This window comes from Mesorhizobium sp. M8A.F.Ca.ET.021.01.1.1, from assembly GCF_003998025.1.
Taxonomy (GTDB): domain Bacteria; phylum Pseudomonadota; class Alphaproteobacteria; order Rhizobiales; family Rhizobiaceae; genus Mesorhizobium.
The window spans coordinates 1-24,232 of sequence record NZ_RZSJ01000021.1 but is presented as its reverse complement, the minus strand read 5'-3'; the positions used below and the strand labels follow the sequence as shown (position 1 = coordinate 24,232).

Below are 24,232 nucleotides of genomic sequence, written 5' to 3'. Positions count from 1 at the left end.
ACAGACCTTCGAGGAAGCGAAGGCCTTTTACGACGACCTCAAGGGGCGCATGGCGGCGTATGGGCGTGAACCCGATGACATCAAGATCATGCCCGGTGTCGCGCCCGTGGTGGCGGAGACCGAAGCCGAGGCCCGCGAAAAATTCGAGGAATTGCAGGAATTGATCCCCGACGACGTCGGCGTGGCGCTGCTGTCCAGCTATCTCAGCATATCCGACCTCTGGCGCCATCCGCTCGACGGTCCACTGCCCGACTTGCCCGAGAGCGAGGGCATGAAAAGCCGGCAGGCCCTGGTCGTCGAGCAATCGCGCCGCGATGGCCTTTCCATTCGCCAACTGGCGCGGCATTTCGCCGGCGCGCGCGGCCATTGGCGCATCGTGGGAACCGCGGTCCAGGTGGCGGACGAGTTGCAGGCGCGGTTCGAAGGCGGTGCCGCCGACGGCTTCAACGTCATGCCGTCTTATTTTCCCGGCGAACTCGATGCCTTTGCCACGCTGGTCGTGCCGGAACTGCAGCGGCGCGGCCTGTTCCGCAAGGAGTATGAAGGCGCCACGTTGCGCGCGCATCTCGGCCTCAGGCGACCGAGCTAGCCGGCGGTCACCCTGTCATGCGGAGCGTGATGCTCTGCGTTCGAAGCCGCATTGTGGATGACCAGCGCCGTCATGATCTCGGCGGCGGCGAGCGCGGCAATAACCGGCGGACGCTTGTCCTTGACGGCGTCGCCGCCGATCGGCGAGACGAGGCGGGCGAATTCGGTCTCCGTGCCGTCGGCCGATTTCAGGAACCAGTGCCTGAAGGTCGCTTTCTTGGTCTTCGAACCGATCATGCCGACATAGGCCGCGTCGTCGCGTTTCAGCGCTTCGGCGACGATCAGGAAATCGAGCGCGTGGTCATGCGTAAGGACGGCGAAGGCGGTGCCGGCCGGGGCGTTGCGCAGCTCTGCCTCGGGCATCGGCGTCAGCCGCGTCTCGACGGTTTCCGGCATGCCTTCCAACGCCTCGGCGCGGGTCTCGATGACGACGCCATGCACGGGAAGAAGTGCAATCGCCGACGCGAGCGCTTGGCCGACATGGCCGCCGCCGAAGATATAGACATGCGGCAGATGCGCCTCCTCCGATTCAGCGTGCGCCATCAGCTTTTCCTCGATTGTGCCGTCGACCAAGCGGATCAACACCTTGACCCGACCCCCGCAGCACTGGCCGATTTCCGGCCCGAGCGGAACGTCGAGCGTGACGCCAGCTTCGTCAGCGTCGCGCTGCCCCTCACCCTTACCCTCTCCCCGTAAGGACGGGGAGAGGGGGTCGCCGGCGTTACGGCCGCTTCCCTTCTCCCCGTCACTATACGGGGAGAAGGTGCCGGCAGGCGGATGAGGGGCGGCGCCGACATCGGCAAACTCGCTGAAAGATGCGGAGCGCAAAGAGCCCAGCATCTGCCGCGCCTTATCGATCGCCATATATTCGAGCTGACCGCCGCCAATGGTGCCGAAAATCGCCGATGGCGAGACAAGCATGAACGCACCGGCCTCGCGCGGCGTCGAACCCTTTGCCGCCGCAACTTCGACAAGCGCGACCCGACCGGCATGGTCGAGAAACACTTTCAGCTCTTGAACCTTCGAGTTCATCGCCTGCACTTCCATCCAGGAAATATAGTATTTTTCGGCGCGATTTGCACGTTTTGGCCTCAGGAAGGCTCTGAAGCCTCCCGCTTCAGCCGCTCGATCGCCATCAGCACGCGTTCGGGTGTCGCCGGCGCGTCGAGACGCGGGCAGATCTTGTGGTCGGCGACGCTCGCCACCGCGTCCGACAGCGCGTGCAGCACAGCCATGCCGTGCGGCAGCGGCGGCTCGCCGACCGCCTTGGAGCGATGGATGGTCGGCTCATAGGCCTGCGACCAGTCGGTCAGCGCCACGTTGAAGATCTTCGGTCGGTCCGACGCCAGCGGAATCTTGTAGGTCGACGGTGCATGCGTGCGCAGCCGGCCCTTGTCGTCCCACCACAGTTCCTCCGTCGTCAGCCAGCCCATGCCCTGGATGAAGCCGCCCTCGACTTGGCCGAGATCGATCGCCCGGTTCAGCGAACGGCCGCAATCATGCAGGATATCGGCGCGCTCGACGACATATTCGCCGGTCAGCGTGTCGACCGACACTTCGGCGCAGGCAGCGCCATAGGCGTAGTAATAGAAGGCGTGGCCCTGGCCCTTGCTCCGATCCCAGTGGATCTTCGGCGTCTTGTAGAAGCCGGCGGCCGAGAGCTGCACACGCGCGATATAGGCCTGCTTGACCAGATCGTTGAAGCTGACCTCCTGGTTGCCGACGCGCACCCGGTTTGGCAGGAACACCACCTGGTCAACCGGCACCTGGTACTTCTCGGCGGCGAAGTCGGTCAGCCGCTGGCGGATCTGGCGCGCTGCGTTCTGCGCCGCCATGCCATTGAGGTCGGCGCCCGAGGACGCAGCCGTCGGCGCGGTGTTGGGCACCTTGGCGGTGGTGGTGGCGGTGATCTTCACGCGATCGAGGTCGATCTGGAACTCCTCCGCCACGACTTGCGCCACCTTGAGATGCAGGCCCTGCCCCATTTCGGTGCCGCCATGGTTCATGTGCACCGAACCATCGGCATAGACATGCACCAGCGCGCCGGCCTGGTTGGCCTCGGTCTTGGTGAAGGAGATGCCGAACTTGACCGGCGTCAGCGCCAGGCCGCGCTTGACGAAGCGGCTGTTGGCGTTGAATGCGGAAATCTCGCGACGGCGGCGCGCATAGTTGGCGCTGTCTTCCAGTTCCGCCACGATGCGCTGGATGATGCAGTCCTCGACCTTCTGGTGATAAGGGGTGACGTTGCGGCCGCCGATCGCTTCCATCGGATCGTAGAAATTCAGCTTGCGGATTTCGAGCGAATCCTTGCCGACCGCGAAGGCGACCTCGTCGATGACACGCTCGGCGCCGACCATGCCTTGCGGGCCGCCGAAGCCGCGGAACGCGGTGTTGGAGACGGTGTTGGTGTAGAGCGGCGCGGACTTGGCCAGCACCGCGGGATAGAAATAGGCGTTGTCGCAGTGGAACAGCGCACGGTCGCCGACCGGGCCGGACAGGTCGGCGGAGAAGCCGCAGCGCAAGGCGTAAGTGAAATCGACGCCGAGAATATTGCCCTCGTCGTCGAAGCCGACCTCGTAGTCGATGGCGAAATCGTGCCGCTTGCCGGTGGCGGTCATGTCCTCGTCGCGGTCGAGCCGGATCTTGACCGCCCGCTTCAGCCTCTTGGCGGCGATCGCGGCGATCGCGGCGCACTGGTTGGCCTGCGTTTCCTTGCCGCCGAAGCCGCCGCCCATGCGGCGCACTTCCACCGTCACCGCGTTACTCGGCACGCCAAGCGTGTGGGCGACCAGATGCTGCGTCTCGCTCGGCCCCTGGGTCGAACAATAGACGGTGACCTCGTCGTCCTCGCCGGGGATGGCGAGAGACACCTGGCCTTCGAGGTAGAAATGGTCCTGGCCGCCAAGCCACATCCGGTTCTTGATGCGGCGGGGCGCTGCCTTGATTGCCGCAGCCGCATCGCCGCGCCGCAAGATCAGCGGCGTGGTCACCTGCTTGTCCTTCGCCGGATCAAGGTCCCAGATGTCGATCACGGCGGGAAGCTCGTCATATTCGATCCTGGCCAGGCGCGCGGCGCGCCGGGCTGCCTCGCGCGTCTCGGCAATCACCGCGAAGATCGGCTGGCCGAAGAACTGCACCTTGCCTTCCGCCAGAACCGGATCGTCATGCATGTTGCTGGGCGAGACATCGTTCTCACCCGGCACGTCGGCATAAGTCAGCACGTCGACGACACCAGGGGCCGCGCGCACCGCCGAGAGGTCGACGCTTTTCAGAACGCCATGCGCCACCTTGGACAGGCCAAGGCCGGCATGCAGGGTGCCGGCCGGCTCCGGCATGTCGTCGATATAGACGGCGCCGCCGCTGACATGCTTGTGGGCGGAATCATGCCGCTGGTCGGTAGCGACGCCGCCGACGATCTTCTCGGCCTTGAGGTTTGATGATGCGTGCTTGTTCATCAGGCCGCCTCGTTGCGTGATACCTGGAACGGCGCCTTGGTGCCGGTGGTTTCCACGTAGAAGCGCAACAAAAGGTTCTTCGCTGCCAGCGCTCGATATTCGGCGGTCGCGCGCATATCGGTGAGCGGCGTGAAGTCCTTGACGTATTCGGCCATCGCGGCCTCCACCGTGGCTTCGTTCCAGGCCTTGCCTATCAGCGCCTTCTCGACAGCCGACGCCCGCTTCGGCGTTGCCGCCATGCCGCCATAGGCGATGCGGATATCGGCCACCGTGCCGTCCTTGGCCAGAGCCAGACAGAAGGCACCCAAGGTCGCGGTGATGTCCTCGTCGCGGCGCTTGGTGACCTTGTAGACGGCGAATTTCACGTCCTTTGCCGGCACGGGCACGTGCACGGCCTCGACGAACTCGCCCGGCTGGCGATCCTGCTTGCCATAGGCAATGAAGAAGTCCTGCAACGGGATCGTGCGCCGCTTCTTGCCCTTGCGCAATGTCAGCCGTGCGCCGAGCACGATCAAGGGCGGCGGCGTGTCGCCGATCGGCGAGCCGTTAGCGACATTGCCGCCGATCGTGCCCATGTTGCGGACCTGTTCGCCGCCGATGCGGTCGAACAACGGCCCCAACGCAGGGATGCGTTTCGACAGCGTCGAAAAGGCTTCGGTGTAGGTCACGCCGGCGCCAATCGATATGACGCCGTTTTCTTCCGTGACGGCGCAAAGCCCCGGCAGATTGCCGATGAAGATCGCCGGCGAGATATCGCGCATGTGCTTGGTCACCCACAGGCCAACATCGGTCGAACCGGCGACGACCGTCGCGGTGGGTTCCTTCTCGAAGACAGAAGCGAAATCGTCGGCGTCGGCCGGCACGACCAGCCGCGTCCTGCCGGAGCCAATCTCGACCCTGGCGCCATCGCGCAACGACTGCAGCCGTGTCGTGATGTCCCGGCGCTCCGCCGCCAGCGGGTCCTTCGCCGCCTTGCCATAGCTCGATATGGCGTGCGCGGCGCGCATGATCGCTTCGTAGCCGGTGCAGCGGCAGAGATTGCCTTGCAAGGCTTTTTCGATGGCCGCGTCCGACGGGTCCGGCGACTTCATCCACAGGCCGTAGAGCGACATGACGAAACCCGGCGTGCAGAAGCCGCATTGCGAGCCATGGAAATCGACCATCGCCTGCTGCACAGGATGCAACCGGCCTGACACACCGCGCAGATGTTCGACCGTCACGACATGGGCGCCGTCGAGCGAGCCGAGGAAGCGGATGCAGGAATTGACGCTTTCATAGACCAATCCGGCGGCCGATAGCCTGCCGACCAGCACGGTGCAGGCGCCGCAATCGCCCTCGGCGCAGCCTTCCTTGGTGCCGCGCAGCGAACGATCGAGCCGCAGCCAGTCGAGCAAGGTCGCGTCGGGCGCCACGGATGACAGCGCGACATCCCTGCCATTGAGGATGAAGCGGATTTCGTTGCGGATGTTGACCTTGGCCATGCCTTAGCTCCCCCTGTAGGTGGAATAGCCGTAGGGCGAGATCAGCAATGGTACATGATAGTGCACCGCCTCCGCCATGCCGAAGCGTATCGGCACGCTGTCGAGGAAGGCAGGCTCCGGCAGCTTCGTGCCCTGGCCGCGCAGATAGTCGCCGGCCGCGAACACCAGTTCGTATTCGCCGGTGCGGAAGTCGGCGCCTGCCAGCAGCGGCGCGTCGCAGCGGCCGTCTGCATTGGTGACGACCGTCTTCAGAAGCGTGCGAGCAGCACCGTCGAGACGGTAGAGCGCGATCGACAATCCCGCCGCCGGCCTGCCGGTCGCGGTATCCAGGACATGGGTCGTCAGACGCCCGCCATCGGCTTTCGACGTTTCTGCCATTGGCCGCCTCCCATTTCCAGTACGAACAAATTGGCCGGTATAATCGAGCACCGCTGATGAATTGTGCGCCAATTAAAGGCGATGCATAAGTCCCGGTCGAGCGGAGTGCGACAAAAACACTTTCAAAAATTTTGAGGGGAATGCGAGAAGCACCCTTTCGATATTCTGATCATACTTCCGGTGATGCCGGGCGCGGAGGGACGATGCGTTACACCAGGGACATGCGTGGCTACGGGGCCAATCCGCCGGATCCGAAATGGCCTGGCGGCGCGCATGTCGCCGTGCAGTTCGTCGTCAATTACGAGGAGGGCGGCGAGAACTGCGTGCTCCACGGCGACAAGGCTTCGGAAGCCTTCCTCTCGGAAATCGTCGGCGCGGCGCCCTGGGTGGGCCAGCGCCACTGGAACATGGAATCGATCTACGAGTATGGGGCGCGAGCCGGCTTCTGGCGGCTGTTGCGCCTGTTCGGCGAGGCGCAAGTGCCCGTGACCTGCTATGGCGTCGCCACGGCGCTCGCGCGCTCCCCCGACCAGGTCACGGCGATGCAGGAAGCCGGCTGGGAAATCGCCTCGCACGGGTTGAGATGGATCGACTACCGCGACCACGATGCCGAGGACGAGCGCCGCGACCTCGAAGCGGCGATCAAGCTGCATTACGAGGTGACCGGCCAGCGCCCGACCGGCTGGTATACGGGCCGCACTTCGGTCAACACGGTGCGCCTGGTGGCGGAGGAAGGCGGCTTCGATTACGTCTCGGACACCTATGACGACGAACTGCCCTACTGGTTCGAGCATAGCGGCGGCACGCAGCTCATCATCCCCTACACGCTCGATGCCAACGACATGCGCTTCGCCACGCCGCAAGGCTTCAATTCGGGTGACCAGTTCTTTGCCTATCTCAAGGATAGTTTCGACACGCTCTATGCCGAGGGCAAGGCAGGCAGGCCGCGCATGATGAATATCGGCCTGCATTGCCGCCTTGTCGGGCGGCCGGGCCGGGTGGCGGCGCTGAAGCGCTTCGTCGATTATGTCAAATCGCATGACAAGGTCTGGCTGGCGCGGCGCATCGACATCGCCAAGCACTGGCAGGAGAACCATCCCTACAAACCGGCCGCTCTGCGCCCGTCGAAGATGGAATTCGAGACGTTCGTTCACACCTTCGGCGGCGTGTTCGAACATTCGCCCTGGATTGCCGAACGGGCCCACGAGTTGGAGCTCGGTCCGGCACACGACACGGCGGGGGGCCTGCACAATGCGCTCTGCCGCATCTTCCGCGCCGCCAGCGAAACCGAACGGCTCGGCGTGCTCAACGCCCATCCCGACCTCGCCGGCAAACTGGCCAAGGCCAGGCGGCTGACGGCGGAATCCACCCGGGAACAGGCTTCCGCCGGCCTCGACGCGCTGACCGACAAGGAACGCGAACTGTTCTCCAAGCTCAACGCCGCCTACGTCACCACCTTCGGCTTCCCCTTCATCATCGCGGTGAAAGGCAAGACAAAGGAGGAAATCCTCGCCGAATTCGAAGCCCGTATCGGCAACGGCCGCGGCGTCGAATTCGAAACCGCCTGCAAACAGGTCGAGCGCATTGCGCTGTTGCGCCTCAAGGACATGCTTCCACAATAGGTTTAAACCCATGGATACGATCAGGATGCCCGAGCGAACCTATTATGCCCCACAGGGGGGCCATCCCGGCCAGAACGAGCTTTTGACCGGGCGCGCCGTCTTCACCGAGGCCTATGCGGTCATCCCCAAAGGCGTGATGCAGGACATCGTGACCAGCCCGCTGCCCTTCTGGGACAAGACCAGGGCCTGGATCATCGCAAGGCCGCTGTCGGGATTTGCCGAGACGTTTTCGCAGTACATCGTCGAGGTTCTGCCGGGCGGCGGCAGCGACCGGCCGGAACCTGACGCCGGCGCCGAAGGCGTGCTGTTCGTGGTCGAGGGGGAACTCACCGTATCGCTCGCCGGCAAAAAGCATGTGCTTGCCGCCGGTGGCTTTGCCTTCCTGCCGCCGGCAAGCGGCTGGACGGTGCGCAACGAGAGCAGCGCTGCCGTCCGCTTCCACTGGATCCGCAAGGCCTATGAGGTGGTCGACGGCCTGGACACGCCGGAAGCCTTCTTCAGCAGCGACCAGCAGGTGGCGCCGACGCCGATGGCCGGCACCGAGGGCCGCTGGGCGACGACGCGTTTCGTCGATCCGGACGACATGCGCCACGACATGCACGTCACCATCGTCACGCTCGAGGCGGGCGCGGTCATTCCCTTCGCCGAAACCCATGTCATGGAACATGGGCTCTACGTGCTCGAAGGCAAGGCGGTCTACCGGCTGAACCAGGACTGGGTCGAGGTCGAGGCCGGCGACTTCATGTGGCTGCGCGCCTTCTGCCCGCAGGCCTGCTATGCCGGCGGCCCCGGAAAATTCCGCTATCTGCTCTACAAGGACGTCAACCGGCACGCCAAGCTCGGCGGCTATCTCGGGGGCCGCGGGCGGTGAGCCGCATCGTCGCGCAGCCGCTGAGCCGCGAAAACTTCGCGCCCTTCGGCGACGTCATCGATATGGGCGGCGACAACCGCTACCCAATCAATGGCGGCAAGGCGATCCGCTATCATGATCTCGCCACCGCCGAGGCCGCTGGGCCGAATGCGCGCGTGCTGATCTCGATGGTGCGCGGCACACCCTATGAAATGCCGCTGAAGCTGACCATGGTCGAGCGCCATCCGCTCGGCAGCCAGGCTTTCATCCCGCTGTCGCCACGGCCGTTTCTGGTCGTCGTCTGCCACGATACCAAGGACGGGCCAGGCGAACCGCATGGCTTCATCGCCGCGCCCGGACAGGGCATCAACTACAAGCGCAATCTCTGGCACGGTGTGCTGACGCCGATCGGCGAGGAACAGGATTTCCTCATCGTCGATCGCGGCGGCGATGGCTCCAACCTCGAAGAGTTTCACTTCTCGCACCCTTACGAAATCCACCTTCCCAGAAAGCCCGTGATTTCATCATGACCGACATTTCGCTGATCGACCGCCTGCTCGACGTGATCGAGCACGACATCGTGCCGAAGACGGCAGAAGGCGTCGCCCATGGCAACAAGCTGTTCGGCGCGGCGATCCTGCGCAAGGACGACCGGTCGCTGGTGCTGGCCGAGACCAACAACGAGATGGAAAACCCGCTCTGGCATGGCGAGGTGCATTGCCTGAAGCGTTTTTACGAGATGCCCAGAGCCGAACGCGTCGACACGAAAGAGGCCATCTTCATTGCCACCCATGAGCCGTGCTCGCTCTGCCTGTCGGCGATCACCTGGACCGGTTTCGACAATTTCTACTATTTGTTCAGCCACGAGGACTCGCGCGACAGTTTTGCCATCCCGCATGATCTCAAAATTCTGAAAGAGGTCTTCACTCTCGACCCCGGCGGCTACAATGCCGAGAACGCCTATTGGAAGAGTTTTTCGATCCGCCGGCTGGTGCGGGCCCTGCCCGAGGTCGAACGCCGGCGGCTGGAGGCGCGGATCGGCAGGATTTCCGCACGCTATGACGAACTGTCCGACGCCTATCAGGCGAACAAGGCCGCAAACGACATTCCGCTGAGTTGATGGTATGAGACAAGTCGCATATTTCGCTGCTCCAGTCGCGAATGGCGATTGAAAGTTTTCGTGCCGCGGAGCGTTATGCCTGCCATGAAAACCATCACCGAATTTCCCCGTAAGGTCGTCGAATTTCCCGACATGGGTATCGTCATGCCCGATGGCTGCCGGTTGTCGGCGCGGGTGTGGATGCCGGAGGATGCGGGCGACGATCCAGTACCTGTCATCCTTGAGCATCTGCCCTACCGCAAGCGCGATGGAACGATCTTTCGCGATCAGCTTACCCATCCCTATTTCGCCGGGCACGGCTACGCCTCGATCCGCGTCGACATGCGCGGCAATGGCGATTCCGAAGGGCTGATGGACGACGAATATTCCGAGCAGGAACTGCAGGACGCCTGCGATGTCATCGCCTGGGCGGCGGCGCAGCCCTGGTGCAATGGCAATGTCGGCATGATGGGCATCTCCTGGGGCGGCTTCAACTGCCTGCAGGTGGCGGCCAAACAGCCGCCGGCGCTCAAGGCGGTGATCAGCCTGTGCTCGACCGTCGACCGCTATGCCGACGACATTCACTACAAGGGCGGCTGCCTTTTGAACGAGAATTTCGGCTGGGCCTCGACCATGCTGTCCTATTCGTCGCGGCCACCGGATCCGCTGATTGCCGGCGACAACCGCTGGCGCGATCTGTGGCTGAGACGGCTGGAGAACCAGTCCTTCCTTTTGCCGCTCTGGCTCAGCCACCAGCATCGCGACGCCTACTGGAAACGCGGCTCGATCTGCGAGGATTTTTCCGCAATCAAAGCCGCAGTGCTGTCGATCGGCGGCTGGCATGACGGCTACCGCAACACGATCTCGCACCTCGTCACCAACATCGAGGCACCGGTCAAGGGCATCGTTGGACCGTGGATACACAAATACCCGCACTATGCGGGCCCCAAGCCGGCCATCGGCTTCCTGCAGGAAGCGCTGCGCTGGTGGGACCACTGGCTGAAGGGCGCCGAGACCGGCGTCGAGGCCGATCCCGACTATCGTGCCTATGTGATGGACAGCGTGCGCCCCGCTCGCTGGCATCCGGAGCGGCCCGGCCGCTGGATAGCCGAGCAGGAATGGCCGTCGTCCAACATAACGATTGAAACGATCGAACTCGTTTCCGCTGATGCAGGACCTTCCATCGTCGCTTCGCCGCAGACCTGCGGGCTTGCCGGCGGCGAATACTTTCCCTTCACCTTCGGCCCGGAATTGCCTGGTGACCAGCGCCCTGACGACGGGCTGTCGGCGTGTTTCGACCAGCCTGAGCTCACCAAGCCGATCGAGATCGTCGGCGCGCCGGAGCTTGAGATCCAGTTTGCCTCCGATCGGCCCCAGGCCAACATCGCGGTCCGGCTTTGCGACGTGCATCCCGACGGCGCCTCGGAACTTATCTCCTATGGCGTGCTCAATCTGACGCACCGCAAGTCGCATGAATTCCCCGAGGCGCTGGTCCCAGGGGAGACAGTTTCGGCGCGTGTCGTGCTCGATCAATGTGCCTACCGCGTGCCGGCCGGCCATCGTTTGCGCGTCGCCGTTTCGACCGCCTACTGGCCTGCCATCTGGCCCTCGCCGGAGCCGGTACGGCTGACCTTGTCGGCGGCCTCGCTATCAGTGCCGCTGCGCCTGCTCGCAACAGGCGACGAAGTCGTCTTCGGCGAACCGGAAGGCGCCACGCCCTGGGCGACCGAGACGGTTCGACCCGCCAATTCCGAACGCCATGTCGACCGCGACGAAAAGACGGGAATCGTCACGCTTTCCATTGCGGATGATTTCGGCGAGGTGCGTGATCTCGACCACGGCCTTGTCAACGGCAGCATCGCCCGCGAAACCTGGACCATCCATGCTGACGATCCTCTGTCAGCCTCCGGGAAAACACATTGGACGCAGACCCTGTCGCGAAATGGATGGTCGGTCCGTACCGAGACATGGGCGCAGATGCGGTCGGATGCGCAAAACTTCATCGTCAGCGCCAGAATCGAGGCCTACGAAGGCGAAAACCTCGTCTTCGAGCGCGATTTCGACGAAAGGGTCCCGCGCGCGCTGGTCTGAGTGCTGAAACCGTTGGTCCAAATGCGACGTGCGATTTACGCCACGGCATGTCGCATTCGGTCTTGCTTACCGCTTTCCCTTGCGGTCATTATTCCCCTCACAAGAAGCAAGAAAATCGACCACAGAGTCGAACCAACAGAGTGAGGAACTCAAAATGTCGAATGAACTCGAATTCCTTAGCCGGCGCGTTGCAGCAGGCAAGCTGAGCCGTCGTGATTTTCTCGGCCGGGCGGCAGCGCTCGGCATCGCCGCACCCTTCGCCAACTCGCTGCTTTCAAGCGCGGCGCGGGCGGCCGGTCCGGTCAAGGGCGGCACGCTGAAGGCCGGCCTGGTCGGCGGTGAATCCACCAACAGTCTCGATCCGGCCCTGTTCATGACCCAGGTGCCGTTCGCCTTCGGCAAGTGCTGGGGCGAAATGATCGTCGAGCTGTCGCCCGACGGCAAGCTCGAGAACCGCATCGCCGAGGAGATCGGCTCGTCCAAGGACGCCAAGACCTGGACGCTGAAGATCCGCGACGGCGTCGAATTCCACAACGGCAAGAAAGTGACCGCCGAGGACGTCGCCGCGACGCTCGAGCGCCATTCGGACGAGAAATCGAAATCCGGCGCGCTCGGCTACATGAAGGGCATCGATACCATCAAGGCCAGCGGCAAGGAAGTGGTGCTGACGCTGAAGGAGGCCAATGCCGACCTTCCCTACCTGCTCAGCGACTATCACCTGATCGTCCAGCCGAACGGCGGCAAGGACAAGGCCGACGCCGGCATCTCGGCCGGACCCTATAAGGTCACCACCAACGAGCCCGGCGTGCGCCATGGCGGCGAGCGCTTCGCCAATTACTGGCAGAGCGACAAGATGGGTCATGCCGACCAGATCGAGATCATCGTCATCAACGATGCGACTGCGCGCACGGCGGCCCTGCAGGGTGGCCAGGTCAACATGATCAACCGCGTCGAGCCGAAGATCGTCGACCTGATCAAGCGCGTGCCTGGTGTAACCATCCGCAACCATGCGGGTCCGGGCCATTACGTGTTCATCATGCATTGCAACACGGCGCCGTTCGACAACAACGACCTCAGGATGGCGCTGAAGCTGGCGATCGACCGCGAGGAGATGCTGAACAAGGTGCTGCGCGGCTATGGCTCGCTCGGCAACGACTTCCCGATCAACGCGTCCTATCCGCTTTTCACCGAGATCGAGCAGCGCAAATACGATCCCGACAAGGCCAAATTCCACTACAAGAAGTCCGGTCATGACGGCGCCGTGCTGCTCAGGACCTCGGACGTCGCCTTCCCGGGCGCTGTCGATGCGTCCCAGCTCTTCCAGCAGAGCGCGGCCAAGGCCGGCATCAAGATCGAGCTCAAGCGCGAGCCCGGCGACGGCTACTGGAACGAGGTCTGGAACAAGCAGCCCTTCTGCGCTTCCTATTGGGGCGGCCGCTCGACGCAGGACCAGATGTACTCGACCGCCTACCTGTCGACCGCCGACTGGAACGACACGCGTTTCAAGCGCCCGGATTTCGACAAGATGGTGCTGGCGGCGCGCGCCGAACTGGACGAGGCCAAGCGCAAGCAGATGTACCACGACATGGCGGTCATGGTGCGCGACGAAGGCGGTCTGATCCTGCCGATGTTCAACCAGTTCATCGACGCCACCGGCGCCAAGGTCGATGGCTGGGTGGACGACCCGCATCAGGAGCTGATGAACGGCTACGCCCTGGCGAAGTGCTGGCTGCAGGCCTGAGTCCGGCTTTGCGGATATGTCTTCACCCATCCTGAAACTAATCGCCCAGCGCATCGCGCTGGGCATCCTCCTTTTGTTGGCCATTTCGGTCCTGATCTTTGCCGGCACGCAAATCCTGCCCGGCGACGTCGCGCAAGCCATTCTGGGACAATCGGCGACACCGGAGTCGCTCGCCAATCTGCGCGAGCAGCTTGGACTGAACGACCCCGCCTATATCAGGTACTTCCATTGGCTCGGCGGCGTCTTGACCGGGGACCTCGGCACGGCGATGTCGAGCGGGCAGGATATCGCGACCTCGATCAAGGGCCGGCTGTGGAACACGCTGTTCCTCGCCTTCTGGGCGGCGATCGTGGCCGTGCCGCTGGCAATCATCCTTGGGCTGATCGCGGTGCGCTATCGCAATGGCTGGGTCGACAAGCTGATCTCCGGACTGGCGCTTGCCTCGACCTCGTTCCCGGAATTCTTCATCGGCTATCTCCTGGTCTATTTCTTCGCGGTGAAATGGCAGATCTTCCCTGCCATCTCCACCGTCTATGACGGCATGCCCTTCGGCGAACGCATGCAGGCCATCGCGCTGCCGGCCACGGCGCTGACGCTGGTAGTGCTCGCGCATATGATGCGCATGACGCGTGCGGCGATCCTCAACGTCATGCAGTCGGCTTATGTCGAAACGGCGGAACTCAAAGGGCTTTCAGCCTTCTCCGTCATCCGCAGGCACGCCTTCCCGAATGCCATCGCGCCAATCATCAATGTCGTCATGCTGAACCTCGCCTATCTCATCGTCGGCGTCGTCGTGGTCGAGGTGATCTTCGTCTATCCCGGCATGGGACAGTATCTGGTCGACCACGTCACCAAGCGCGACGTGCCGGTGGTGCAGGCGGTCGGCCTGATCTTCGCCGCCGTCTACATCAGCCTCAACATCATCGCGGACATAGCGGCGATCGTCGCCAATCCGCGTCTCAGACATCCAAAGTGAGGGGGCGGGCATGCTCGATATAAAACGCATCCCCATCCCCGCTCTGATCGGCCTGGTGCTGACAGCCCTGTTCGTGCTCGCGGCGATCCTCGCGCCGTGGATTTCGCCCCACGACAATGCCGAGATCGTCGGCGACGTCTGGGAACCGATGTCGGCGGCGCATTGGCTTGGCACCGACAATCTCGGCCGCGATCTCTTGTCGCGCATGATCTACGGCGCCCGGATCACCCTGTTCATCGCCGTGCTGGCCACCGCGCTGTCGTTCTCGCTCGGCGCCATACTGGGTTTTTCGGCGGCTGTGTTCGGCGGCTGGTTCGACACGATCCTGTCCCGCCTCGTCGATCTCCTGATGTCGATCCCGACACTGATCATGGCCCTGGTCGTGCTCTCCGTGCTGCCGACCAACTTGGTGACGCTGATCCTGGTGATGGGCATTCTCGATTCGACGCGCGTCTATCGCCTGGCGCGCGCAGTCGCCGTCGACATCAACGTCATGGACTATGTCGAAGCGGCCAAGCTGCGCGGCGAAGGCAGCGCCTGGATCATCTTCCGCGAGATCCTGCCCAACGCGCTGTCGCCGCTGGTCTCCGAGCTCGGCCTGCGCTTTATCTACGCGGTGCTGTTCCTGTCGACGCTGTCCTTTCTCGGTCTCGGCGTGCAACCGCCAGACGCCGACTGGGGCGGCATGGTCAAGGAGAACAAGGACGGCATCGTCTTCGGCATCGCCGCCGCGCTCATTCCCGCGGCCGCGATCGCGGCCCTGGCGATCTCGGTCAACCTAGTGGCCGACTGGGTACTGAATCGCACGACAAGCCTGAAGGGAGGACGCGGCTGATGGCTGACGGCAAGGCAAAGTCCACTCCCCTGCTCGACATCCGCAATTTGCGCATCGAGGCGACGGTCTATCCGCCTGGTGAGGCGCCGAAGACCATCACGCTGGTCCACGACGTGTCGCTGACGCTGGAGAAGGGCAAGGTGCTGGGCCTGATCGGCGAATCCGGCGCCGGCAAGTCGACGATCGGCCTGTCGTCGATGGGCTACGGCCGCGGCGGCGTGCGCATCACCGGCGGCGAAGTCATTCTCAACGGCCGTGACATCCTGAAGGGCGGCAAGGACGAATTCCGCAAGCTGCGCGGCCGCGAGGTCTGCTATGTCGCGCAATCGGCGGCAGCCGCCTTCAATCCGGCGCACAGGCTGATGGACCAGGTTGTGGAAGCCACGCTGCTGCATGGCACGGCAACCCGCGCGGAGGCCGAGAAGCGGGCCGTCGCGCTGTTCAAGAAGCTCAGCCTGCCCAATCCGGAAACCATTGGCGAACGCTTTCCGCACCAGGTGTCGGGCGGCCAGCTGCAGCGCGTCATGACGGCGATGGCGCTGTGCTCCGAACCCGACCTGATCGTCTTCGACGAGCCGACCACAGCGCTCGACGTGACGACGCAGATCGACGTGCTGTCGGCGATCAAGGACGCCATCCGCGACACGCATGTGGCGGCGCTCTACATCACCCATGACCTTGCCGTCGTCGCCCAGGTCTCCGACGAGATCATGGTGCTGCGCCACGGCCGGCTGGTCGAATGGGGAGGCACCCGCCAGATCATCAAAGAGCCTCGCCAGGAATACACCAACGCGCTGGTCTCGGTGCACGAGATAGAGCATGCCGAACAGAATCCGGGCGCGACACCGTTCCTGTCGGTCAAGAACGTCACCGCCGCCTATGGCGGCGGCCAGGTCAAAGTGCTCAAGAACGTTTCGGTCGACATCTATCCGGGCCAGACGCTGGCCGTGGTTGGCGAATCCGGTTCCGGTAAATCGACGCTGGCGCGCGCCATCACCGGCCTGTTGCCGCCCGAGCAGGGCAATGTGACCTTCGACGGGCGCCCGCTGGCCAACCGGCTTGCCGACCGGCCGAAGGAGGATCTGCGCCAGTTGCAGATGATCTACCAGATGGCCGACGTGGCGATGAACCCGCGCCAGACCGTCGGCACCATCATCGGCCGGCCGCTCGAATTCTATTTCGGCATCCGCGGCAGGGAACGCGACCGGCGTGTGGCCGAGCTGCTCGACGAGATCGAGATGGGCAAGGGCTTCGTCGACCGCTATCCGGCCGAGCTTTCGGGGGGCCAGAAGCAGCGCGTCTGCATCGCCCGCTCGCTCGCCGCCAAGCCGAAGCTGATCATCTGCGACGAGGTGACATCGGCTCTCGACCCGTTGGTGGCCAACGGCATCCTCAAGCTGCTGCTCAACCTGCAGCAGCACGAAAAGGTCGCCTACCTGTTCATCACCCACGATCTGGCGACGGTGAAGTCGATCGCCGATTCGATCGCGGTGATGTATCGCGGCGAAGTGGTGCGCTACGGCTCCAAGAGCAAGGTGCTCACACCGCCCTTCGACGCCTATACCGACCTGTTGTTGTCGTCTGTTCCGGAGATGGAGATCGGCTGGTTGGAAAAGGCGATCAAGGGGCGGCGCATGGCCAGCGCGGGGAACTAATCAGCCAGCTGCCGCCAGCCGGGGAGATGGCGGCCGTCATCCGCATGCAGCACTAGGGCGCCACACGTCCTCCGGACGGGCGCCACTGGTGTGACGTTATTTTCAACAAGGGGCAGGACATGAAGACTGAACTCGACCATCTCGCTGAACTCGCTGGCCAGGGCCGGATATCGCGTCGCGACTTTCTTGGCCGCACAGCGGCACTGGCGTGTCCGCCGCGCTGGCAACGACGCTGGCCGGGAAAGCCTTCGCGCAGAGCCCGGTCAAGGGTGGCATCCTCAAGGCCGGCCTGCAAGGCGGTGAATCGACCAACAGCCTCGACCCGGCGCTGAACCTCAGCCAGGTCACTTTCAGCTTCGGCAAGCAGTGGGGCGAGTATCTTGTCCGTCTCACCCCCGACAACAAACTGGTGAACCTGATCGCCGAGGATATCGGCGCCTCCAAGGATGCCAAGACATGGACGATCAAGATTCGCGACGGCATCGAATTCCATAACGGCAAGACGGTTGGCGCCGAGGACGTCGCCGCCACCATCGAGCGCCATGCCGACGAGAAATCGAAGTCGGGCGCGCTCGGCATTCTCAAGAACATCAAGGGCGTCAAGGCGAGCGGCAAGGAAGTTATCTTCACGCTCGGCGACGCCGATGCCGACTTCCCATATCTGATGGCCGACTACCACCTCGTCATCCAGCCGAATGGCGGCAAGGACAACCCGAATGCCGGCATCAGCGCCGGGCCTTACAAGGTGACCGTCAACCAGCCGGGCGTTCGCCATGGCGGCGAGCGCTTCGCCAATTACTGGCAGGGCGACAAGGCCGGCCATGCCGACCAGGTCGAGATCGTCGTCATCAATGACGCGACGGCCCGTCTGGCCGCGCTGCAGGGCGGCCAGGTCCACATGATCAACCGCGTTGAGCCAAAGGTCGTCGACCTGGTCAAGCGCATTCCCGGCGTCAGCATCGAGAATGCGTCCGGCAAGGGCTATTATCCGTTCAACATGTTCTGTGACACGGCGCCCTTCGACAGCAACGATCTCCGGATGGCGCTGAAGCTCGCCATGGATCGTGACGAGATGCTGGAGAAGATCCTCCGCGGCTATGGTTCGGTCGGCAACGACTTCCCGATCAATGAGGCCTATCCCCTGTTTACCGCCATCGAACAGCGCAAGTTCGACCCGGAAAAGGCGGCTGCGCTCTACAAGAAGTCCGGCCACAGCGGTTCGATCCTGCTGCGTACCTCCGATGTCGCCTTCCCTGGTGCCGTCGATGCAGCCCAGCTCTACCAGCAGAGCGCCGCCAAGGCCGGCATCAAGATTGAGATCAAGCGCGAGCCGGGCGACGGCTACTGGTCGGAAGTCTGGAACAAGCAGCCCTTCTCGCTCTCCTATTGGGGCGGACGCGCCACGCAGGACCAGATGTACTCCACCGGCTATGTCTCGACCGCCGACTGGAACGACACACGCTTCAAGCGGCCGGAGTTCGACAAGATGCTGTTTGCGGCGCGCGGCGAGCTCGACCAGGACAAGCGCAAGGCGATCTACCACGACATGGCGGTGCTGATGCGCGACGAAGGCGGCCTGATCGTGCCGTTCTTCAACCAGTTCATCGACGCCGCCGCCACCAACAAGATCGGCGGCTTCGCCAAGAGCCCGATCGGCGAAATGATGGATGGTTACGCGCTCGCCGAGTGCTGGCTGAACGCCTGACATCCCTCTCATAGTGAAAAGCGCCGCGTGTCCTGACGACACGCGGCGCACTCGTTTCAACAAACAATCGCATGGAGCAGCCCGTGGCGATCCGATCCAAGCTTCTGCTGATCATCCTCGACGGCGTTCCCTACCGGAACTGGCGCCGGCTGATGGGCAATCTCGAAGGCTGGGTGCAGTCGGGCGAGGCGCGGGTGTGGAAGATGCGCTCGGTGCTGCCGTCGACCTCGGCCTGCTGCTATGCCTCGATCCACACCGGCGTGTCGCCGCAGGTGCACGGCATCCTGTCCAACGAGAAACGGTTTCGCGTCGGGCAGCCCGACATCTTCTCGGAAGTCAGCAAGGCCGGCGGCAAGACAGGTGCGGTCACCCATTCCTACTGGTCCGAATTCTTCCGCTCCTACCCGTTCGACCTCGTCGAGGACATGGAGTATGATGAGCCTGGTGGGCCGATCACGCATGGCCGCTTCCACACCATGACCGGCTACAATCTCAAGAACCAGATGACGCCGAGCGATGTCGACCTGTTCGCGACGCTTACCATGCTCACCCGGCGCCATGGCATCGACTACGGCATCCTGCACACCTGCACGCTGGACTCGATGGGCCACCGTTTCGGCCATGACTGCCACGAGATGGACTATGCCTGCTACGCCATGGACGGCATGCTGGCGGCCTTCCTGCCGGGCTGGATCGAGGCCGGCTACGAGGTCATGGTCACCGCCGACCACGGCCAGACCGACCGTGGCCACCATGGCGGCCATGACGACGAGATGCAGGATTTCGCGCTCTATTATTTCGGCGCCGGCAAGGGACCGCAGGCCGACACGCTGCTCGACCAGCTGCAGCTTGCACCGACCGTGCTGAAGCGGCTGGGCGTGGCAATACCCGAGACGATGAAGGCCAAGCCGTTTTTGGATTAGTGCGGCGATCTTCCCTTCTCCCCTTGTGGGAGAAGGTGGATCGGCGCGGAGCGCCGAGACGGATGAGGGGTGTTCCAGGAAACACCAACGCCTCACTCCGCTGGAACACCCCTCATCCGTCGCCTTCGGCGACACCTTCTCCCACAAGGGGAGAAGGAAAAATGCGCGGCTCTGGCAAGACAAACTTTCTTCGGATAGCCTCCGAAAATTCCTTGGCGGAGGATGAACCTTTTTGGACCGATCGGCGACAGAGCAGACAGGGGCCAGGCGGCTCAACCGGCCATGACGGCGGCGGCGGAGACCGATCGCGCGCTTGTCGACCGGGTCGCGAAGGGCGACCGGGCTGCCGTGCGGCTCCTGTTCATGCGTCACCACGCGCGGATTTACCGCTTCGTGGCGCGCCAGACGGGATCGGAAATGATGGCTGACGATATCGCGAACGAGGTGTTCCTCGAACTGTGGCGCCAGGCGCCGGGCTTCGAAGGGCGCTCCGAAGTCTCGACATGGCTGCTCGGCATCGCCCGCTTCAAGGCGCTCTCGCTGCTGCGCAAGAAGAAGGAAGACTGGATCGACGACGAGGCCGCCGCCGCGGTGCCCGACAGCGCCGATACGCCCGAGGTCGTCACCATGAAGGAGGACAAGGCGGCCGCCTTGCGCCGCCTCATCGACGCCCTGCCCGAGGAGCACCGCACGGTGATCGACCTCGCCTATTATCAAGGGCAATCGGTGACCGAGATCGCGCAGGTGCTCGACATCCCGGTCGCGACCGTCAAGACCCGGATGTTCTATGCCCGCAAGAAACTCGGCGAAGCCCTGAAGGCCGCCGGTTACGACAGGGGGTGGCCATGAGCGCCGCTGAAAAGATGTCGCGCCGCGACGAAATGGAAACGTTGCTGCCGTTCTACCTGAACGGTTCGCTCGAAGGTTCGGATCTGGAAGCCATCGAAGAATGGCTGGCCAACGATCCCGCGGCACTTGCCGCGCTTGGCGAGGCGGAAGCCGAGTTCTCCGGCACGGCGGCGGCCAACGAGGCGATCCGTCCACCGGCCGATGCGCTCAGCCGCTTCGCCAAGGCGCTGGACGCGGAGGCAGGGCCGGCTCGGGCGCGGGCAAGCGCGTCCTGGCTGGCGCGGGCCTGGGACCGCTTCATGGCGGTGCCGGGTGGCGTCGCCTGGGCGACGGCCGCGGTCCTGCTGGCCTTGATCGCGGTGCAATCGCTGGTGCAGCCAGGCGGCAAGGGCGGCAATTTCGAGATCGCCGGCACTGAAGACGATCTGGCGAAGATGCCGTTCGCCCTGGTCAAGTTCAAACCGGACGCCAGGATGGCCGATATTGCCGTCTTCCTCGACACCAACAAGCTCAAGATCATCGGTGGTCCGACCGCCGACGGCGTCTTCAGGCTCGCCATTCCGGCGACGACCGCCGCCGACTACGAGAAGGCGCGCGGCCTTATTGCAGCCCAGCCTTTCGCGGAGACCGTGATCGAGGGAAGGAAGCCCGTTGATGGCGGCTAAGGCGGTCATTCGATTTGCGGCAATGCGAGAGCGGTTCACCGTTTCGCGAAAACGATGGACTGCTCTATCTTTTTGTTTTGATGCAATTCCCAAGGGAAAGCGCTTTGCGCTTTTCCCGAGAAAACCGCTACGCACTTTTCTTGGAATTGCTTTGGCGGCGATGGCAATCGTCACCGTGCCTGCGTCGGCGCAGACCAACGCCACCAATCCGGACCGGGCGAAAATCGATTGTAGCGACGAGGCCAATGCGACGGCAGCCGACTGCGTCAAGGACGGCGGCGCCAAGGGCGGGTCGGGTGCGGCAGAGGCCGGCGCCGTTTTTCTGCCCGCCCTGATCGTCGACCTCTTCCCCAACCCGGCCGCTCCCCCGGCACCGGTGCCGACACCACGGCCGGAGCCCGCGGCACCAGTTGCAGGCAACCAGGCCGGCCCGCCGTCGGGCGGAGCGATCGTCTCGCCGACCGATCTCATCGCCGTTCAGCCGCCGCGCGCCGTGACCGGCGAATTCGTGCCCGACGAGGTGCTGGTGACCGTCGATGGCGATGCCGGCGCGGTGCAGCAGATCGCCGCCTCCTTCGGCCTCGAAGTGCGCTCGCAGCGCCAGTCCCGGCTGCTTGGCACCATTGTGGTGCGCTTCGGCATTCCCGACGGCCGCCCGGTCGGCGTCGTGCTGGCGCAGCTTGCCGCCGACGGCCGCACGCAGCGCCGCGAGCCCAACCATATCTATTCGCTGCAGCAAGCGGCCGGCATCGTCAACTATGCCTTCGACCGCATCGCGCTCGACGCCAAACAGGCCAGTGGCGAAAACGTCCGTGTCGCCGTCATCGATACCGGCATCGACGACACCAATCCGGCTCTGGCCGGCGTCATCGCCGTGCAGTTCGATGCGATGCCCGGCGTGCCGATCGAAAAGCGCGATCACGGCACCTCGGTCGACGGGCTGATTGCCGGCGTCGGCGCGCTGGAAGGCATGGCGCCGGGCGCCAGGATCTACCACGCACGCGCCTTCGAGGGCGGCAAGTCGACCATGGACGTCATCCTGTCGGCGCTCGACTGGGCGGCGGACCAGAATGTCAGCATCATCAATATGAGCTTCGTCGGCCCGAAGAACGACCTGCTCGGTACTGCCTGCCGCAATGCCCGCGCGCTCGGCATGGTGCTGGTCGCGGCGGCCGGCAACAACGGGCCGAAGGCGCCCTATGGCTACCCGGCCGCCTTTGACGGCGTCATTGCGGTAACGGCCACCGACGCCAAGGACGGATTGATGCCGCAGGCCAATCGCGGCGCCTATGTCTTCATCTCGGCGCCGGGGGTCGAGATGGTGGCGCCGAGCGGCGCCGGCTCGGACGTCGTCACGGGCACCTCGTTTGCCGCGGCAATCGTCAGCGGCGCCATCGCCAACCTCATCCACGCCGCCCCCGAGCGCTCGGCCGACGACATCGAGAAGGCACTGGCCGCCACCGCCAGGGATCTTGGCCCGAAGGGCCGCGACAATGATTTCGGCTATGGGCTGCTGGACATCAAGGCCGCACAGACGGCGAAGGAGTAGCCCGTGACGGCTCAGGCCGCGCGTTGCCGGGGCCGGAGCAGGAACCAAGACGCGGCGATGTGCGTGATCATAAGCAGCGGCACATAGATGATCGGGATCGCATAGGTGGCGCCGAATTGTTCCGCGTGTGCGGGAAGGCCGAGCTGCGTGGCATGATAATAGTCGACTAGCAGATCGACCATCCCGAAAAGGTTGAAGGCGACGACGAACGGCCAGAAGAGCCGAGGTATCCGCACCGTGAGCAATGCCAGCATGGCCAGCACCCCTGTTGCGAAGTCGCCGTAGGCGGCGAATGCGGCGAAGCCGGCAGGCAAGTTGGAACCCACGACGCCCGGGAGGATGAAGACGAGCCCGAAGAAGCGGAAGCTGTGCAGGGTGGCGATGGCGCGTTGTGCTGCGACCGGGTCCATTTGCCGGAGCCAGGGCCAGATATACGCGCCGAAGCAAAGCAGCCATGCGACATAGCCCAGAACGAGATGGGTTTGAAATAGGACTTCCGTGGACATCTGAGGTCTTCCCGACAGCCGGTTCACACTGCTTCGAACACCGCGGTCAGGATGCCGAGCCGGCCCTGCATGAGATTTCGACCCAGGTTGGTCGTAAGCTCGGCGAAGTCCGGCCCCATCACCACGCCGAGATTTGGCGAAGGCGGCGGCCCCGATGCGCGCAGTTGCGCGAACCAGGCTCTGGCGGCCTCAGTGTCGTCTTGCCATGCGAGCACGCGGAAGCCGGCTGCTTCGATCGCCGCGCGCGTCGCGTCGGCTGTCAGGAGGAAGCTCGTCGCCGGCATTCGTGCCCAGGGGAGCGGATAGTGCGGTTCACCCTTGCCCAATGCGACGTCGAACGTGGCAAACCGGCCGCCTGACTTCAACACGCGCCTGGTCTCGTGATAGAGCCGCGCCCGGTTGGAGATGTTCATCGCCACATGCTGCAGCAACACGATGTCGAAACGGCCGTCGTCGAACGGAAGCTCCAGGGCATTGGCGGCCTGGAACGACAGCTGCCCGCTCTGTCCCGTGCGTTCGGTCAGATAGCGTGCGGCTTCCACGAAAGGCGCGCTGAGGTCCACGCCAGTAACCCGGCAGCCATAGGTCGCAGCCAGAAAGCGCGCCGGCCCGCCGATGCCCGAGCCGACGTCCAGGACCGACATATCGGCGGCGACCCCCGCCAATTGGGCAAGCTCGGCGGTGGCAGCAAGCCCACGCGTGTGAAACTGGTCGAGGGTACCCAATTGCTGTGGCGTGAGAAGCTGGTCCGCTGGACCAAGGGCGGCCAGTACGGTCTTCAGCCGCTCAGTCAGGCCGGTCGCGCGATAATGGTCGCGCACCCCATCGAGTTCATTGGTCATTGCAAGATGTCTCCGTGCTTCGACCTACTACCTAAGCCCGCTTCCATAATTCGACTATCCCCTGTAATCACAACGACCTATGAAGCAGAACTACACAGTCCGTCATGGTGCGCTGGAGGGCGTCGAGGCGTTCCTGGCTGTCGCCAGGCACCGCAACTTCCGCCGCGCCGCCGCGGATCTCGGCGTGACGCCGTCCGCCGTGAGCCAGGCGGTGCGCGCGCTGGAAGCGCGCTTGGGCACCGCGCTGTTCGTCCGCACGACGCGCAGCGTCGGCTTGACCGAGCCCGGTCAGCGGTTTCTTGACCGCGCCGGCCCTGCCTTCGAAGAACTCGTCTCGGCCGGCGAAGCCGCCCGAGATGTCGGCCAGCGGCCAACCGGACTGCTACGCCTGTCCGTGCCCCGGGCCGTCGTGCCGCTGATCC

At 64.0% G+C, this 24,232-nt stretch carries 21 protein-coding genes and 1 pseudogene; 16 read left to right on the top strand and 6 right to left on the bottom strand.

Annotation, left to right across the window (positions count from 1 at the left end; translation table 11 throughout):
- Positions 1 to 589 (top strand): LLM class flavin-dependent oxidoreductase (locus tag EOA36_RS04140; RefSeq protein ID WP_127275740.1); only part of this gene is annotated, 589 nt, incomplete at its 5' end.
- Here the strand turns inward: EOA36_RS04140 and xdhC are convergent.
- Genes xdhC through uraH form a run of 4 tightly spaced genes read right to left on the bottom strand, consistent with a single transcriptional unit; the run spans position 586 to position 5,902 of the window.
- On the bottom strand, positions 586 to 1,620 hold the full coding sequence (gene xdhC / locus EOA36_RS04135) for a xanthine dehydrogenase accessory protein XdhC (protein WP_127275739.1): 1,035 nt from the start codon (positions 1,618 to 1,620) through the stop codon (positions 586 to 588). The genes EOA36_RS04140 and xdhC overlap by 4 nt on opposite strands.
- 59 nt (positions 1,621 to 1,679) lie before the next feature.
- Positions 1,680 to 4,043 (bottom strand): xanthine dehydrogenase molybdopterin binding subunit, encoded by a 2,364-nt coding sequence (gene xdhB, locus EOA36_RS04130; protein ID WP_127275738.1) that lies wholly within the window; start codon positions 4,041 to 4,043, stop codon positions 1,680 to 1,682.
- Complete coding sequence (gene xdhA, locus EOA36_RS04125; RefSeq protein ID WP_127275737.1) at positions 4,043 to 5,524, bottom strand: xanthine dehydrogenase small subunit; 1,482 nt, start codon at positions 5,522 to 5,524, stop codon at positions 4,043 to 4,045. Before xdhA ends, xdhB begins: the two co-directional genes overlap by 1 nt.
- A gap of 3 nt (positions 5,525 to 5,527) precedes the next feature.
- Positions 5,528 to 5,902 carry a hydroxyisourate hydrolase gene (gene uraH, locus EOA36_RS04120; protein WP_127275736.1) on the bottom strand — a complete coding sequence of 125 codons (375 nt, stop codon included), beginning with the start codon at positions 5,900 to 5,902 and terminating at the stop codon, positions 5,528 to 5,530.
- Positions 5,903 to 6,105: 203 nt separating this feature from the next.
- Here uraH and puuE point away from each other — a divergent pair, with 203 nt between their 5' ends.
- From puuE to EOA36_RS04050, 14 genes and pseudogenes are all read left to right on the top strand, one after another.
- Positions 6,106 to 7,524, top strand: a complete 1,419-nt coding sequence (puuE, locus tag EOA36_RS04115; RefSeq protein WP_127275735.1) for an allantoinase PuuE — start codon at positions 6,106 to 6,108, stop codon at positions 7,522 to 7,524.
- A 10-nt stretch (positions 7,525 to 7,534) separates the two neighbouring features.
- A complete protein-coding gene (locus EOA36_RS04110) occupies positions 7,535 to 8,395 on the top strand; it encodes a bifunctional allantoicase/(S)-ureidoglycine aminohydrolase (protein WP_127275734.1) in 861 nt (286 codons plus the stop codon).
- A complete protein-coding gene (locus EOA36_RS04105) occupies positions 8,392 to 8,904 on the top strand; it encodes an ureidoglycolate lyase (RefSeq protein WP_127275733.1) in 513 nt (170 codons plus the stop codon). The genes EOA36_RS04110 and EOA36_RS04105 overlap by 4 nt, the downstream gene beginning before the upstream one ends.
- Entirely contained in the window at positions 8,901 to 9,494 is a 594-nt protein-coding gene (locus tag EOA36_RS04100; RefSeq protein ID WP_127275732.1) for a nucleoside deaminase, read from the top strand. Before EOA36_RS04105 ends, EOA36_RS04100 begins: the two co-directional genes overlap by 4 nt.
- Positions 9,495 to 9,578: 84 nt before the next feature.
- Positions 9,579 to 11,564 (top strand): CocE/NonD family hydrolase, encoded by a 1,986-nt coding sequence (locus EOA36_RS04095; protein WP_127275731.1) that lies wholly within the window; start codon positions 9,579 to 9,581, stop codon positions 11,562 to 11,564.
- Between the two features lie 154 nt (positions 11,565 to 11,718).
- Positions 11,719 to 13,305: an ABC transporter substrate-binding protein gene (locus EOA36_RS04090; protein ID WP_127275730.1), complete on the top strand. Its 1,587-nt coding sequence runs from the start codon at positions 11,719 to 11,721 to the stop codon at positions 13,303 to 13,305.
- Positions 13,306 to 13,321: 16 nt separating this feature from the next.
- Complete coding sequence (locus EOA36_RS04085) at positions 13,322 to 14,281, top strand: ABC transporter permease (RefSeq protein ID WP_127275729.1); 960 nt, start codon at positions 13,322 to 13,324, stop codon at positions 14,279 to 14,281.
- Between the two features lie 10 nt (positions 14,282 to 14,291).
- Positions 14,292 to 15,116, top strand: a complete 825-nt coding sequence (locus EOA36_RS04080; protein ID WP_127275728.1) for an ABC transporter permease — start codon at positions 14,292 to 14,294, stop codon at positions 15,114 to 15,116.
- Positions 15,116 to 16,771 (top strand): ABC transporter ATP-binding protein, encoded by a 1,656-nt coding sequence (locus EOA36_RS04075; protein WP_127275727.1) that lies wholly within the window; start codon positions 15,116 to 15,118, stop codon positions 16,769 to 16,771. Before EOA36_RS04080 ends, EOA36_RS04075 begins: the two co-directional genes overlap by 1 nt.
- Before the next feature lie 119 nt (positions 16,772 to 16,890).
- Positions 16,891 to 18,476, top strand: a pseudogene (locus EOA36_RS04070) (ABC transporter substrate-binding protein).
- 83 nt (positions 18,477 to 18,559) lie between these two features.
- Positions 18,560 to 19,399 carry an alkaline phosphatase family protein gene (locus EOA36_RS04065; protein ID WP_127275726.1) on the top strand — a complete coding sequence of 280 codons (840 nt, stop codon included), beginning with the start codon at positions 18,560 to 18,562 and terminating at the stop codon, positions 19,397 to 19,399.
- Positions 19,400 to 19,681: 282 nt separating this feature from the next.
- On the top strand, positions 19,682 to 20,248 hold the full coding sequence (locus tag EOA36_RS04060) for a sigma-70 family RNA polymerase sigma factor (RefSeq protein WP_127275725.1): 567 nt from the start codon (positions 19,682 to 19,684) through the stop codon (positions 20,246 to 20,248).
- The gene (locus EOA36_RS04055; protein ID WP_127275724.1) at positions 20,245 to 20,913 is read left to right on the top strand and encodes an anti-sigma factor; all 669 of its coding nucleotides are present in this window, start codon (positions 20,245 to 20,247) and stop codon (positions 20,911 to 20,913) included. The genes EOA36_RS04060 and EOA36_RS04055 overlap by 4 nt, the downstream gene beginning before the upstream one ends.
- A gap of 160 nt (positions 20,914 to 21,073) precedes the next feature.
- Positions 21,074 to 22,462, top strand: a complete 1,389-nt coding sequence (locus tag EOA36_RS04050) for a S8 family serine peptidase (protein ID WP_127275723.1) — start codon at positions 21,074 to 21,076, stop codon at positions 22,460 to 22,462.
- Between the two features lie 11 nt (positions 22,463 to 22,473).
- Here the strand turns inward: EOA36_RS04050 and EOA36_RS04045 are convergent, their stop codons facing one another.
- Together EOA36_RS04045 and EOA36_RS04040 are read right to left on the bottom strand one after the other, a co-directional pair.
- A complete protein-coding gene (locus tag EOA36_RS04045) occupies positions 22,474 to 22,968 on the bottom strand; it encodes a hypothetical protein (protein WP_127275722.1) in 495 nt (164 codons plus the stop codon).
- Positions 22,969 to 22,991: 23 nt separating this feature from the next.
- Positions 22,992 to 23,810 carry a class I SAM-dependent methyltransferase gene (locus EOA36_RS04040; RefSeq protein WP_127275721.1) on the bottom strand — a complete coding sequence of 273 codons (819 nt, stop codon included), beginning with the start codon at positions 23,808 to 23,810 and terminating at the stop codon, positions 22,992 to 22,994.
- A gap of 79 nt (positions 23,811 to 23,889) precedes the next feature.
- Here EOA36_RS04040 and EOA36_RS04035 point away from each other — a divergent pair.
- Positions 23,890 to 24,232, top strand: a 343-nt coding sequence (locus EOA36_RS04035) for a LysR family transcriptional regulator (protein WP_127275720.1), incomplete at its 3' end; no start/stop codon positions are given.